Source organism: Alteromonas sp. MTD1 (assembly GCF_042848195.1).
Classification (GTDB): Bacteria; Pseudomonadota; Gammaproteobacteria; order Enterobacterales; family Alteromonadaceae; genus Alteromonas.
Genome location: NZ_BTGG01000003.1, coordinates 57,087 through 70,585 on the forward strand (window position 1 = coordinate 57,087; position 13,499 = coordinate 70,585).

Sequence of the window (13,499 nt, forward strand, 5' to 3'; positions counted from 1 at the left end):
TTAGGTTGTTAACATGTTGTGAAACTTACATTGAACGTTGGAGTAGGACCATGTTGCCGAGAACCTTATTTAGTTCTGAGCACGAGATGCTGCGTGATAGTTTTCGAAAATTCTTACAAACTGAAGCCGTTCCACATTACGAAAAATGGGAAAAGATTGGGCAGGTTGATAAATCAATTTGGAAAGCGGCTGGCGAGCAGGGCTACTTAGCACCGCTCGTTTCAGAGGAATATGGCGGGCTGGGTCTAGACTTTCTATACAACGTTATCCTTACAGAAGAAATCGGCAGACTTGGACTAAACGGAATAGGTTTCCCATTACACTCTGACATTGTCGTTCCTTATCTATCGAGATTAGGCACTGAAGAGCAAAAACAAAAATACCTTCCCGCGTGTGTTTCTGGCGAAATAGTGACGGCTATCGCCATGACAGAACCAGGAACTGGGTCTGATTTGCAAGGAATCAAAACTACAGCAAAAAAAGAGGGTGATGACTTCGTTATCAACGGAAGTAAAACGTTTATTACGAACGGTCAATTAGCTGACTTGGTTATTGTTGTCGCAGTAACCGACCCAACCGCTGGCGCAAAAGGTTTAAGTTTAATACTCGTTGAAGCGAATACACCCGGCTTTGAGCGAGGTTCAAATTTAGCGAAAATTGGCATGAAGTCTCAGGATACTTCGGAATTATTTTTCAATGATGTGAGAGTGCCTCAGTCTAATTTGCTCGGACCCGAGGGAAGTGGCTTCGCGCAATTAATGGCAGAGTTACCACAGGAGCGCTTAACGATCGCTGTGCATTGTATGGCAATGTGTGAATCTGTTTTAGCGCAAACCGTTGAGTATGTTAAAGAGCGAAAAGCGTTTGGCCAGAATATAGGGGCATTCCAAAACACCCAGTTCGTTTTAGCCGATTTAGACACTGAAATTGATGCGGCCCGCGCTTTTACAGACCGCTGTATTGAATTACATTTGACGAAAGACCTCACTACAGAACTTGCATCAAAAGCTAAGTTATTGGTGACTGAACTACTCGGAAAAGTGGTTGATAAGTGTCTACAACTATACGGTGGATACGGTTACATGCTGGAGTACCCCGTCGCAAGGGCATACGCAGACGCACGCGTTATGCGAATTTATGGCGGTACAAGTGAAATTATGAAACTTATCATTGCTAGGCAGCTGCTAAAATAGCTACCTAATTCGCTAATCAGCCTTTACTGTCGGCTTGACGGAAACAACCGCCATAGACGGCTTATGCTGTATGCAGTTGACCCTCAAGCCGTTAGCGTTAAGGAAGCCGAGGCATCGTGTTACTCATGATGCCAAGTATACCCTGTTCGTCTACGCTCTAAGTTACCGTCAGATTTCAAACAGCATATCGGTGCGAATAATGTATTTAACGCCCTTTGTTATTGGTGTTGAACTGTGTAAACAGTGCAATGAATGATGTCCATGTGGAAATAAGAGGGCACCGCCAGCAGGCGTTCGCACATTAACTTGTGCTTGTCTGTCACCTCGTTTTGCTGGTTTTCCCGGGTGGTTAGCATTCACCAAAAACCGTGTTTCTCCTCCTTCGAAATTGTCGTTAAGCAAAATAAGAAACGTCATTTTGCTATATCTGTCCGAATAGGCGTTGTTTTCAAAATACCAGAGCAGGGCAGGTTCAAGGGCTTATTGTAATGAGTCTTGACTATGGAATTGGTCTTACTGACCTCGATGAAAACAACGATGCCGTTGCAGTGCTGTTTAACGGTACGCAAAGCACGCAGAACTTCACCATTGGTGATGCAACGAATTTTGTATTACACGCTAACCAGCAAGAGTCTGCAGACGAGCGCGTTAAACGCGCATCGTTTAACAACGGAACCTTTAGCGTGCCGGCGCTAACTACTGCTGTATTTGTGAAGTCGCAAAATGGTGAACAGGGCTATGGATTGTCTGCATTGCCACCTTACGGAGACAGAACGGTTTATTTACGTGGTGCAATGAACAACTGGGATACGTCGCTGCAGTTAGAATATATAGGTAACGATACCTATCGTATTACTGTTAATTTGCTTGAAGGTACCTATGACTTCAAATTTGCTGATGAAAACTTTGGTACGGCCAACATTGGCGGTGGTATATCGGTTGGCGCAGGTCAGTCGGCTACTCTTACCAATGGCGGTAACAACTTAACGCTCAATATTATAAGCGACGGTGAGTACACCTTTGAGCTAGATGCCGAGAACGATGCAAACCCTACGCTTACTATTACCACGCAAGACACTGATGCAGTACCTGCACCGTATGGTGATACCACCATTTATGTACGCGGCACAATGACTGAATGGGGTACAACTCACACCAATGGTGTACGAAGGCGCGGGTATTTACTCTATCAGCTTTGAAGTACCTGCAGGAACCCACGAGTTTAAGGTAGCAGAGGCAAATTGGTCTTCACCTAACTTGGGCAGTAATGGTGGTTCAATAAATGTTGGCGAATCGCTAACGCTACAACAAGGCGCAGGTAATATTCTGCTATCGGTAAGTCAGTCGCAAACACTACGTTTCGTAGTAGACGCCTCAGATACCGGCGCGCCTGTGGTAGGTGTTGAGGCTGCTTTGGAGTAAAGCTTCTTACAAATCAGATGTGAAAACTAGAAAGTCAGGCTGTATTTTGTTTATAGCCTGGCTTATTTAAATAGGCACTCAATTAGGACGCTGTCTTTTGACGGTTATCATAACTTTGTACGTGTTGTCTAAGGGCGTCTATTAACGCCTGTTTGCTGAAAGGTTTCCCTAAATGCCCGTCAAACCCACTTGCAAGGTATTCTCTAACTTCATTGGATAACACATTGGCGGTCAGCGCAATAATGGGTAGATTTTTCCATCGGGATTGCTTACGGATTAGCTTGATAGCGGTAAGACCATCCATCACCGGCATTTGAATATCAAGAAAGACAAAATCAAAATCTTGTTTTTCAAGGCACTCAATGGCGCACTGACCGTTAAGCGCAGTAGTCAGGTTGTGGTTTTCTTGTTCCAGCATCGACCGCGCAATCTCTAGGTTGATATCGTTATCATCTACCAGCAGGATATTCAGTGGTTTTAATATGTCTTTATGCGATGGTGTATCTTCCTCTCCATGTGGTTTTTCGTTGCTAACAGGGAATGAGATACATAATACGATTTCCGTTCCTTCGCCAATAGTACTACTAACATTTATGCTTCCTCCCATCTTCACCACTAGTTCTTTTACAATAGCAAGCCCTAATCCTGTGCCGCCGAACTTTCGGGTAATCGTCGAGTTTTGCTGAGTAAAACTGTTAAACATGGAAGGAATAAAAGAAGCTTCAATACCACTCCCGGAGTCTTTTACTGTTACCTCAAAGCTGGCTTCCTGTCCCATTTTTTTCTGCACAACGGTAACAGATACCCCACCTTTTTTAGTGAACTTAAAGGCGTTAGAGCATAGATTTATCAGGATCTGCATTATGCGGATGGGATCACCTTTAAGGGGGAGATTTTTTAATCCCTTGTATTCACACTTAAAATCGAGGCCTTTCGCTGCAGCTTTATCGCTAAACATGCCCTCTAATTCAACCAATTGCCTATCGATATAAAACGGAATGGCTTCAAGTTGAAGTTGTTTCGCGTGAATTTTAGAAATGTCTAATACATCATTGATGAGCTGCGCTAGAAGCGAAGCTGATTTATTTGCTCGGGCAATGTAGTCTCTTTGGTGCTCATTCAATTCACTTGCTGACAGCAGTTCCAGTAGACCCGAAATGGCATGTAGAGGAGTGCGGATCTCATGTGACACATTAGCCAGAAACATCGACTTCGCGGCGTTAGCTTTATTCGCTTCTTGCTGTGCTTTTTTAGCTTTAAACTCAAGGTTTTTTAAAGTGGTTACTATAAAGTGCGAACGAGCCGAGGCGGTATCAGTAAACTGCAGCATCACCAGACTTTCAGCGCGGAAAGGGCCTGCAAGCCGACAGCCCATCACATCTGTTTCATCGCCGTTTTGCAAAAGCGCTCGAATATGTTTTTTGTTGGAGCTTTTAAAACACTGTTTTAGTTGTTTTTCTGCATCTCCGTTAACGGAGAAGTTGGTCATGGCGTTGCTATTGAGAGAAAAGCCCTGTTTTTCAGCAGACTTGTTTAAAGCAACAACTAGAAGATCCTGGTCAATAATGACAGCAGGGTGAAGACAAACGTCCGTTAATACTTTTAACGCTGCAATGTCCAAGGACTATCCACCGAAAAATTCGATGCCTTCCTCAGATGTAACAGCGTCAGGAGTTAGTGTTACAACCACCCGACAATATTTATCGTTGTCCGCAATGGCGTCTTCAACCTCTACATGGGCATAACCATTTCGGTCGGCGGTAATGGTGCCAAACACATTTGTGGTCATCATGCACAGTGACTTTTTACCGTTGACTCTATGGGCGAATGGACAGCGTGTGTTGGTTAACACAATTTTTTCATCGGTAAGTTCAGCAACGGTAAATTCACCACCGATGCGGCGTTTTAAATCGACCAGTATCTGACTAATGTAAACATTGCTAACCGCTTCTCCGGTATCGTACATTGTAGAAATCTCTTCACCAATGCTTTCACCTACATTCGCGATAAAGCCTTCAGCATCCTGAAGACCGACTGTGGCCTCTAGCGTCTCCGCTAGCTTGGCGACGATATCGCCGAAGAATTCAGTATTATTGAATTTTACCGCGTTCTCTTCACTGATCATGCCAGCGCGCTTGACAGTTTCCATGTGTCTATTCACCTTTGTGGCACCTTCGACATAGCAGGGAAGGCCCTTTTTGACCGTTAATAACGAATAGACAGTAAAGATACAGTGCGCCATTAGACTTTAGTATAACTGGTGGGGCGCTTTGCCGAACTGTAGACATAAAAAAACCGACTTACGTCGGTTTCAGTATTTACTTCTATGAGAAGTAAATGGTACCAGTGGGCGGGCTTGATGGGACCGACCGTCGGCCGACACGCTCGCGTGGCGATTTGCTGAACTTCAGGCACAAAAAAACCGACTTCCGTCGGTTTCAGTATTTACTTTTATAGGAAGTAAATGGTACCAGTGGGCGGGCTTGATGGGACCGACCGTCGGCCGACACGCTAGCGTGGCGATTTGCTGAACTTCAGGCACAAAAAAACCGACTTCCGTCGGTTTCAGTATTTACTTTTATAGGAAGTAAATGGTACCAGTGGGCGGACTTGAACCGCCACGCTATCGCTAGCAGCGGATTTTGAATCCGCCATGTCTACCAATTCCATCACACTGGCATTGTGTATGGTATCAACGTGGTGTTGATGCTTGGCATTATAGCGATGCGGCGTATCTATACAACTCTTTTTTAACGATAACGTTATTAAGTGCTGAAAGATTGTGCAGCCAGTACCGCACTTAAATACGCAGGTTAATGCATTTCACTTACTACAACGCCCGCATGCAGTTTCAAGCGCTCCATTAGCTTATCACCCAAACCTGCAGCAGGTGTCCAAAAACCACCTTCAAGCTCGGGCACATCTTGCGATAAACAAAGGGCGACTTGCGAAAGCATTTTAGCTGTACTGCCGTAACCCGGATCTCTATCGCCCGTTACTTGCACTACTTGTTTCTCGCCGTTACTTAATGTGGCGTAAAACCGCATATCGTACATACCGTTTTCTTGCTCACTCGGCGACGGACCTTCTCCCGGTTTCGGTAAAATATAATTGGCTAAAATGTGGCGCAGCGGAGAAAAACTCGCAGCACCCACAAAGGCACCAAGCCCAAGTGTGGTTATCCATGCAGTAGATGCGGTTTTGCTCGACATGGCTTCATCGTATTTAAATGTTTTGCCATATTTACCATTTAGTAGCAGGTTACTACGATGCACAATACGTTCGTTTATTGCGGCCATCACAAAGGGCATAGTCCATATGCCAAGTTCTTTATCAAACTCTGCTGACTTATGATTCTTCTGTCGAACGTGAAACGGATTGTCTGCTCCACAAAGAATGTAAGGATTTACTAACATTTTGCGAAGCTTAGGGTTTTCGCCTACTTCTTTCATTACGTTTAACATGCTGGCGATGGTACCGCCCGACGCGCCACCTTTAATTTTTCGCACGCGCATTTTTATGTGCTCTGCGGGCAGTCCCGTTTTTTCGATAGCAAGGTGTTGTGATAAATAAACGCCTAAATCGGATGGGATAGAGTCGAAGCCTGCGCTATTAATAATACGGGCCCCAGAGGCTTTTGCGTCGTCCTCATACTTATCTAGCATGGCTTTTATCCACTGTGGCTCACCCGTAAGGTCACAATAATCGGTACCCGTTTTTGCACATACTCTTACCAATGTTTCACCATATAGTGCGTATGGACCCACGGTTGAAATAATCACCTTGGTTTTTTCACTTAGCGCAGTCAGTGCGGCTTCATTACTAGCGTCGGCTACGAAGTGGGGAAGGCTAGCTAAGTTGTGTTTGGTTTTAAGTGCAATTAGCTTTTGCTCGTCTCTACCAGCAATGGCCCATGGAAAACCGTCTTGGGGTAGGTTAGCCAAATAGTTAATCATTATTTTGCCAACAAATGAAGTGGCGCCATAAAGCAGTATGTCGAACTGGGTATCTGTTGATGTAGGCATGTTAGCTATTGATTTTGTTGTGGTGTATTCACTTTGCATGAATACCTGCTTCTTATCAACAACGTAGCTAAAATGTAACTCAGAAAAGGGCCATCCTTGGCCTTGGGATCGTGCTCTTTTTTACTGACCAACTAGGTCATCAAAACTTGCTTCATTTGCATCCTGCGTGAACTCTCGCCCGTTAACCGGTAAAGGTGTATCGGTAGGTGCTTGCGCAAAGGCTTCGCGGGTATAGCTAGTTAATGATAACTGTTGTGCTTCAATGGTTATCGTTATAGTACCCGTGGAAGATGCTACACCGTCAGAAACACTAAACGTAAAGCTGTCGCTGCCTGTTACCTGTGCATTAGGGGTGTACGTAAAATTGCCGTTAGCAGCAATATCTACACTACCTAACGTTCCGTTTTGGTCTAATGCGAAGCTAACTGCATCACCGTTAGGGTCAACTGCCGTTAGTGCACCGTCAAAAGCAATGTCGGCCTGCGTAGTAAATGTTTCATCAACCGCTACAGGTGCTAGGTTTGGCTCATCATCATCACTGTCAGAGCAGCCTACAACAGCAGTAGCTAGGATTATCAGTGTTCCTAATTTAACCCGGTTTTTAAATGCTAATGAATCAAACGCCCCGCTAGTGCGCTTTTTCGTGAATGTGTTCATAACATTCCTCCTTATTCTGCGCCTGCTAATGGCGTTTTAAGGTAAGGGAATGTTGTGTCAAACATACTTGCGTTAACAGGTGCACCATCAGTAAATGGTACTGTGCCTACGCTTGCATCTTCTGGTGCACAAAGCCCTAAGTCAGTGTCTTCGCCCGCAACAGGGATGGGGTAGCATAGTCTTCCCATAACAACGCGAAGCGCAATATCAACTACGTCGTCGCCCGGTCTACGACCATTTGGGAAACCTGCTAAATCGTCACCTGCTACACCAAAGGCCGACTGCGATGCTGCAGGCGTGGCAGGAATAGCCGTATTTAATCGCAGCATTTCAGACGCCGTTACCGTTGCTTGTTGGTTAACACCTGGGAAGCCGGTCAAAAACGCAGTTACCAAGTCAACGCGCGGGAAGTTAGTGGGGGCTAGTGTTTCTATGTCTGTGCCCAATGTGGCGTTTACCGCATCTCTGAACAGAATGTTTAACAGTTCTGGTAGCGACGGATTGGTTACATAGTCGGCAAACTGGCCATCGTTACTTGGGTGGGCGCTTGAAAACTTATCTTTATCGCCAATACCAATCACTAACTCGTTCACTAACGGGCTACCTAAACGCGACACTTGCGTCATAGCACCACCATTAACTTCTGGTTTTGCGAAGGTTGCGTCTGCGTTCAATATACGTGCTTGAGGTAGGCTAGCGGTTGTCCAACTACCAATAGTGCCGTTACCCTCGCCAGTAACACAGGCTGCAGGTACTTCAACAGAGATAGCGGTGACGTTTTTATCGATGAGGTCGTCATTGTCGGCACTTTGGGTAATACCGCCAGGGAAACCATCACCATCACCTGCGCCTGGCGCACTGTCACCTTCAACAGGAACGTAATTCACAAGGTCGAATGTTGCGCCTAGGTTTACCACAAACGGGTCTTTGCGTTGACCTACAAAAACGCGCGCCATGTCGTCACAGCCGGGAATGGCAAATGAGTAGATAAAGCTCTCTGCGTATCTTGCATATTCTGCTTCGCTGGTGAATGTTTTATTACCAATGTAGTCCAGCGGTTTCTTAAACATGTCGCCCATGGCTGGAGTAAGCATTGTGCGTGTGCCCGTAGACATGTCGCCGCTTACCATGGTCAGCGTATAGCTTTCTGAAAAGTTTGCTGCGCTTTGGTCATCGGCACTTATTCCGCCAATGTTTTTAAGCGGCACTTTAACCATTTTTTTGTCGCCTTCAGGGCCGATAGGTAACGCGATACCTTCGTTTTCAGCGGCAAGTGTATTAGTAAACTGGAAAACAAAACTTAAGTCTTCAACGGCATCACCGTCGCTATCTATGTGAATGGCGTAATGCGCGTAGGGATCCATAGCGAAGTAGTTCGGACCGCCATACGCATCTTGCAATGGAATATAATTGGCAATCATTGTTACATAGCCTTCTCTACCTTCTTCATAACTATTGAAGGCATAAAAGTCAGTGCTATCTAACTTGGGGTGACGAGTAATGTTGGGTGCTTCACGGTGGCTAGAAGCCATTACATTTATAGCGCCTGCAGTGCACGTTAATGCAACGGCAGCAGCCAATGCTTTTTGTTGAAACGTAGTCATGGTGAGTCTCTTTGTTTATGAGTTCAAGAAGCCTTACGACTGGCAAGTGAAATTAGATTCAATAAGATGTGAATTTTTTGAAAATAAATTTCTAACATAAGGGATAGGTTATTAATGAATAAAAAACAAACAAAAAAGCCACTTAACAAAGTGGCTTTTAATTAATAGGCAGGTTTTTGATTAAACAGATACGATTGGCGCGATGTAAAGCACCTCTGTTGGTGATCCAGTTACAGAGCCTCCAGGAGCTTCTAGACTAACTGCCAAGGCCGTGATGCTTTTATCTAGCAATATACTAGGCGTTGCTCGACTATCCCCACCCAATTCAGGTAACAGCCCCAATGATATTGGTGCTTCGCCGCTCGCTGGTACCATCCAAAGTTCATAGTCTTTGTTGTCTAATGCTGCAAAAGCATCGGTAACTTTCACCGATAGGCTAGATGACGACACCTCAATAACCCAAAGAGGGGTATTATCAGCATTGTTTACAACCGCAATGTGTGAAACCTCGTCAATCGGTTCTGGTTGCGTCGTGATAAGTACAACAGCCAGCAATAATGCGGCAGCGGTAGACAGCATGGACAGCACGCGCCAACGACCGCGTTTGGCTCGTTCAATTTCCACAACGTTGTCGTGATCCGTATTTATTACCTTGTGACCTAAACGCAGCTGAATGGTTTCCCATACGTTTTGACCAGGATTAACGGGGGCGATAGTATCGGCAAAACCTGAAAGGTGTTGCTCCCACTGCGCAACAGCGTCGCCTACTGCTTGGAACTGCATCATCAGTTTTTGAAATCGAATACGCGCCTTTCCTCTGAGTGTTCCCAGAACATATTCAGCGGCAAGCGCATTTAATCGTTCTTCTTTTAAGTAATTCATATCGATAGGCACCTTTGTAAGCTTTGAAGACCTCGACGAATCCAACTTTTAATCGTGCCAAGGGGGGACGCTAAATGGTTCACTACCTCTTGATGTGACATACCATTGATATAGGCTAAGTGAATTGCCTGCCTTTGAGGCCCATCAAGTTCATCAAGGCATTCTGATAGACGAGCTTGCTCAGCGCCTAGCTTTATACTTGGCCCAGAGTCATTGCCCGATGGCTCATCATCGTTAAGTTCTACTTCATTGCGCACATTGTGATAGCGCATAAGGTCGAGTGAACGATATCTTACAATGCTTACCATCCATGTAAGAACAGTGCCCTTCGCTCGTTGGTAACTACCAGCATTGTGCCAAATTTTAATGTACGCATCTTGGGTTGCTTCATCTGCAAGCTCTGGTCTCTTTAGTAATTTCAAAGCCACCGCATAGAGCTGTGGGCTGGTTATCCTGTAAAGCTCCGCAAAGTCATCTTTACTGCCTTGCGCGGTCTTACACAGCAAGGGAAACAGTATCTCGTGTTCCATTTTCGCTCCTTATTAGGCGCCTAATGTTGGCGCTTCGTATTATTGTTGGCACCACAACACACAAGCGTTAAGCCATTGGCGATGTGTTATATGTACTAACGATTACTTAATGCGTTTAGATGCAAGCGACCCGTTATGTTGTGCTAACCCTTTCAAGGTAGCATGAATTTTGTACAAATGTACGTAGTGAGTAAATTAGATAAAGTGAATATTAAAAAGAAATGATGAAAAGCACGTAATTAAGCGCACTGTGTATTTATGACAGCCATGGGATATGCCACACTATTATGGAATTTGTTTTTAAATGAGATGCATGTGGCAAAACGTAACACCCGTGAGCAGCGTTCTAAACGTTCCAAAGCAAACAACACAGTCGAAACTCAAGCACAGACAAGCGATGCTTGGGGAGAGCGGGCGAGCTTCTTTCGTCGCCTATTGGCCATGGTTTACGATGCGCTGGTAGCGATTGCCGTTGGCATGTGTGCGGCAATGGTAATGATAGTAACGCTAGTGATTATGCTTAAAAACGGTGTTTTAGACTTGCAGGGTTTTGCCGAGCCAGCCGACCTTATCCAAGCATCAACCAGTTATAAGTTGCTTATTCAAGTGTGGGTTGCGCTATGGATATCTGGTTTTTTCTTATGGTTTTGGAAGCGCGGTGGCCAAACCATTGGGATGCGAGCATGGCGACTACGCATTTTTAGTACAGTAGATGAGCCGGTTACATGGCCTAGATTGCTAATTCGACTAGTGTCTTCTTTGTGTGGGCTTGGAACGTTGCTGGTACTTTTAGATTTTAAAAATAAACAGTCTTTACAAGATAGATTGGCAAATACTGAAGTATTGAAGCTTTCAAAAGAAGCGAACGATCACAAAAGCTGGTAAAAGTGCTTTATGGAGCGCTAGACGAATAATAAAAAAGAGGCTGTAAGGCCTCTTTTTTATTAGTTTTGATTGTTGAGTTAGACGAATGCTAATTGATCAACGCCTCAACATTACCCCTGCAATCGCGGCAAAAAGTAAACTTGGTAACAATGCGCCCAAGAATGGCGGTAGCTGGTACACCAAGCTCACGGGTCCAAACACTTCATTAAGAATAAAGAAACCAAACCCGGTTAACACTCCCATAATTACGCGTGCGCCCATAGTAACACTGCGCAGCGGTCCGAAAATAAATGAAAGCGCCATCAGCAGCATTACACCCACTGACACCGGTTGCAAAATTTTTCGCCAAAGAGCAAGTTGATATCGTGAGGGGTCCTGTGCATTATTTTCAAGATAATTAACGTAATCTAACAGGCCTGTGATAGACAATGCTTCAGGTTTCACTGCAACAATACCTAATTTGTCTGGTGTAAGTGTTGAGTTCCAGCGCATACGCTCAGATGTTTCAAGGGTTACCTGCGTGTCAGTAAACTGTGTTACTTCAACGCCGCTTAGCCACCAACCATCACCATCAAACTCACTGGTTTTGGCATAGGTAATACTTTCAAGCGACAGGTCATTTTTAAAATTGAATATGCTTACATCTTTCAATGAGTCTTGGCTAAGTACTTGGCCAATGCTTACAAAGCGGTCTCCGTCTTTAGCCCAAACCAATTTGTCGGACGAAAACAGGCTACCTCCGGAAATGGCTTCTGTTCTAATTTGCTTAGCTTTGGTCTCGCTGTAAGGTGTTACCCATTCTCCCACTGCCATAACCAGCAAAATCATTACCAGTGTAGACTTCATTGCTGAATTGATTATGTTCCAGCGACTAAGACCTGCCGCCTGCATGACTACCAATTCACTGTTACTGGCTAGAACACCCATACCAATTAGTCCGCCAAGCAGTGTTGCCATGGGGAAGAATTGTTCTAAATCTCTCGGTAGGCTAAGTATCACAAAAATGAAAGCGGCAAGCATGTCGTAGTCACCTTCACCAATCTTACGAAGCTGCTCAACAAATTTAATTAAGGCGCTTAAGCCAATGAGCACGCTTAAGGTCACAGTAATGGTGCCTAATAGGGTACGTGCTATGTATAAATCGAGGATTCTAAACATCTACTTTTTACCCAATACCCAAGCACGAAATAGCGTACCTGTTTTTCTATCTCGGGCTATTAACGTTATTCCGATAATTAGCATCACTGTATGCACCCACCACAGGCCAAGTTGCGGTGGCATTTTACCGTCTTCTAGTACGCGCCTGCTCGCTAGCAGTAATAGGAAATACCCGAGATAAAGCAAGATAGCTGGGAACATTTTCCCAAAGCGACCTTGGCGAGGGTCTACCGCACTTAGAGGAACAGCAATAAGTACAAGAAAGGGGATAGATAACGGAATTGCAATACGCCATTGAAGTTCGGCGCGTGCTTCAATACTGTCGTCTTCCCATAGTTCACTCGTGGGAAGCACGCTTACTTTTCTGCGCGTTTCGTCTGCTGGTTTGTCGGCAATCTGAATTTGATACTCATCAAACTCAACCTTACGGTATGCCATTTCAGACTGCTTTCCTTCATACTGTACGCCCTGTTTTAGCACCAAGTTTCGGGTACCGTCAGGGTTATTCGCAACCTCACCGGTTTGCGCATAAACCACACGAACATCACCGTCGCTTCCTTCGGTTTGGTTTTGCGATAAAAATACGCGCAACAGCTGGTCTTGATTACCCGTGTTGGTGTCTACGTCATGCACAAAAATAACGGCTTTTTCGTTTCCAGTTTGTTGGAATCGCCCCGGCATCAATGCTGAAATACCGGCTTCGCTGCGCGCTTTTTCACGCAACTGATATTCATTTTCGGCTGCCAGCGGCGCGAAATATAACGTTATTGCGCCAGTAACAATCATTATTAAAACAGATAAAAACAGCATCACCCGAGTAACGTACCATTCACTGATACCACAGGCGCGCATTACCGTCATTTCGCTGTCTACATACAAGCGACCATGTGCCAACATAATGCCGAGGTAGGCGCTTATTGGAAGCACCAAAGAAGAAAGGATTGGGGCGTACAAACCAAGAAAACCAAGAACCAGTCCAGCGGGAATATCACCGTCTGACGCATCGCCCAATACGCGTACAAATCTTAATGTGACGAAAATAGCCATTAAGATGAAGAAAATCGCTAACTGAGATTTCAGCGTTTCCTTAAGTAAATAGCGGAATATCAGCATCTCAGCCCTTCCGGAAAATTAGGAATTTTA

Annotated in this window: 14 protein-coding genes and 1 tRNA gene; 4 read left to right on the forward strand and 11 right to left on the reverse strand. The window is 44.9% G+C overall.

The features are described 5' to 3' along the window. Positions 1–50 precede the first annotated feature (50 nt). On the forward strand, positions 51–1,193 hold the full coding sequence (locus ACGHAV_RS04705) for an acyl-CoA dehydrogenase family protein (protein WP_390377140.1): 1,143 nt from the start codon (positions 51–53) through the stop codon (positions 1,191–1,193). Positions 1,194–1,361: 168 nt separating this feature from the next. On the opposite strand, the gene ACGHAV_RS04710 is transcribed toward ACGHAV_RS04705, so the two are convergent. After that, positions 1,362–1,610, reverse strand: coding sequence for a hypothetical protein (locus ACGHAV_RS04710; RefSeq protein WP_390377143.1), 249 nt, complete (start codon positions 1,608–1,610; stop codon positions 1,362–1,364). Between the two features lie 71 nt (positions 1,611–1,681). On the opposite strand from ACGHAV_RS04710, the gene ACGHAV_RS04715 reads away from it, so the two are divergent. Both ACGHAV_RS04715 and ACGHAV_RS04720 read left to right on the forward strand, forming a co-directional pair. Next, positions 1,682–2,392 (forward strand): alpha-1,6-glucosidase domain-containing protein, encoded by a 711-nt coding sequence (locus tag ACGHAV_RS04715; RefSeq protein WP_390377146.1) that lies wholly within the window; start codon positions 1,682–1,684, stop codon positions 2,390–2,392. Then, positions 2,352–2,615, forward strand: a complete 264-nt coding sequence (locus ACGHAV_RS04720; RefSeq protein ID WP_390377149.1) for a hypothetical protein — start codon at positions 2,352–2,354, stop codon at positions 2,613–2,615. Before ACGHAV_RS04715 ends, ACGHAV_RS04720 begins: the two co-directional genes overlap by 41 nt. An 82-nt stretch (positions 2,616–2,697) precedes the next feature. Here ACGHAV_RS04720 and ACGHAV_RS04725 read toward each other — a convergent pair whose 3' ends face one another. From ACGHAV_RS04725 to ACGHAV_RS04760, 8 genes are all read right to left on the reverse strand, one after another. Then, positions 2,698–4,236 carry a response regulator gene (locus tag ACGHAV_RS04725; protein ID WP_390377152.1) on the reverse strand — a complete coding sequence of 513 codons (1,539 nt, stop codon included), beginning with the start codon at positions 4,234–4,236 and terminating at the stop codon, positions 2,698–2,700. 3 nt (positions 4,237–4,239) lie between these two features. Then, on the reverse strand, positions 4,240–4,764 hold the full coding sequence (locus ACGHAV_RS04730) for a methanogen output domain 1-containing protein (protein WP_390377155.1): 525 nt from the start codon (positions 4,762–4,764) through the stop codon (positions 4,240–4,242). Positions 4,765–5,207: 443 nt separating this feature from the next. Continuing rightward, positions 5,208–5,294 (reverse strand) — tRNA-Leu (locus ACGHAV_RS04735). A 134-nt stretch (positions 5,295–5,428) separates the two neighbouring features. After that, entirely contained in the window at positions 5,429–6,679 is a 1,251-nt protein-coding gene (locus ACGHAV_RS04740; protein ID WP_390377158.1) for a saccharopine dehydrogenase family protein, read from the reverse strand. 81 nt (positions 6,680–6,760) lie between these two features. After that, positions 6,761–7,297, reverse strand: a complete 537-nt coding sequence (locus ACGHAV_RS04745) for an Ig-like domain-containing protein (protein WP_390377161.1) — start codon at positions 7,295–7,297, stop codon at positions 6,761–6,763. 11 nt (positions 7,298–7,308) lie between these two features. After that, positions 7,309–8,829, reverse strand: a complete 1,521-nt coding sequence (locus ACGHAV_RS04750) for a DUF4331 domain-containing protein (protein WP_390377800.1) — start codon at positions 8,827–8,829, stop codon at positions 7,309–7,311. 252 nt (positions 8,830–9,081) lie between these two features. After that, positions 9,082–9,783 carry an anti-sigma factor domain-containing protein gene (locus tag ACGHAV_RS04755; RefSeq protein ID WP_390377164.1) on the reverse strand — a complete coding sequence of 234 codons (702 nt, stop codon included), beginning with the start codon at positions 9,781–9,783 and terminating at the stop codon, positions 9,082–9,084. Further along, complete coding sequence (locus ACGHAV_RS04760; protein ID WP_390377167.1) at positions 9,780–10,313, reverse strand: sigma-70 family RNA polymerase sigma factor; 534 nt, start codon at positions 10,311–10,313, stop codon at positions 9,780–9,782. The genes ACGHAV_RS04755 and ACGHAV_RS04760 overlap by 4 nt, the downstream gene beginning before the upstream one ends. 315 nt (positions 10,314–10,628) lie before the next feature. On the opposite strand from ACGHAV_RS04760, the gene ACGHAV_RS04765 reads away from it, so the two are divergent. Further along, complete coding sequence (locus ACGHAV_RS04765) at positions 10,629–11,198, forward strand: RDD family protein (protein ID WP_390377170.1); 570 nt, start codon at positions 10,629–10,631, stop codon at positions 11,196–11,198. 96 nt (positions 11,199–11,294) lie between these two features. On the opposite strand, the gene lptG is transcribed toward ACGHAV_RS04765, so the two are convergent. Together lptG and lptF are read right to left on the reverse strand one after the other, a co-directional pair. Further along, positions 11,295–12,356 (reverse strand): LPS export ABC transporter permease LptG, encoded by a 1,062-nt coding sequence (lptG, locus tag ACGHAV_RS04770; protein WP_390377173.1) that lies wholly within the window; start codon positions 12,354–12,356, stop codon positions 11,295–11,297. Continuing rightward, on the reverse strand, positions 12,357–13,469 hold the full coding sequence (gene lptF, locus ACGHAV_RS04775; protein WP_334013762.1) for an LPS export ABC transporter permease LptF: 1,113 nt from the start codon (positions 13,467–13,469) through the stop codon (positions 12,357–12,359). Between the last annotated feature and the right edge of the window lie 30 nt (positions 13,470–13,499).

Bases quoted from the DNA above. Each gene is read 5' to 3' on its own strand.
- lptF (WP_334013762.1), bottom strand. From the start codon at position 13,469: ATGCTGATATTCCGCTATTTACTTAAGGAAACGCTGAAATCTCAGTTA.
- ACGHAV_RS04720 (WP_390377149.1), top strand. From the start codon at position 2,352: ATGGTGTACGAAGGCGCGGGTATTTACTCTATCAGCTTTGAAGTACCT.
- ACGHAV_RS04715 (WP_390377146.1), top strand. From the start codon at position 1,682: ATGAGTCTTGACTATGGAATTGGTCTTACTGACCTCGATGAAAACAAC.
- ACGHAV_RS04755 (WP_390377164.1), bottom strand. From the start codon at position 9,783: ATGAATTACTTAAAAGAAGAACGATTAAATGCGCTTGCCGCTGAATAT.
- ACGHAV_RS04745 (WP_390377161.1), bottom strand. From the start codon at position 7,297: ATGAACACATTCACGAAAAAGCGCACTAGCGGGGCGTTTGATTCATTA.
- ACGHAV_RS04730 (WP_390377155.1), bottom strand. From the start codon at position 4,764: ATGGAAACTGTCAAGCGCGCTGGCATGATCAGTGAAGAGAACGCGGTA.
- lptG (WP_390377173.1), bottom strand. From the start codon at position 12,356: ATGTTTAGAATCCTCGATTTATACATAGCACGTACCCTATTAGGCACC.
- ACGHAV_RS04760 (WP_390377167.1), bottom strand. From the start codon at position 10,313: ATGGAACACGAGATACTGTTTCCCTTGCTGTGTAAGACCGCGCAAGGC.
- ACGHAV_RS04750 (WP_390377800.1), bottom strand. From the start codon at position 8,829: ATGGCTTCTAGCCACCGTGAAGCACCCAACATTACTCGTCACCCCAAG.
- ACGHAV_RS04710 (WP_390377143.1), bottom strand. From the start codon at position 1,610: ATGACGTTTCTTATTTTGCTTAACGACAATTTCGAAGGAGGAGAAACA.
- ACGHAV_RS04740 (WP_390377158.1), bottom strand. From the start codon at position 6,679: ATGCAAAGTGAATACACCACAACAAAATCAATAGCTAACATGCCTACA.
- ACGHAV_RS04705 (WP_390377140.1), top strand. From the start codon at position 51: ATGTTGCCGAGAACCTTATTTAGTTCTGAGCACGAGATGCTGCGTGAT.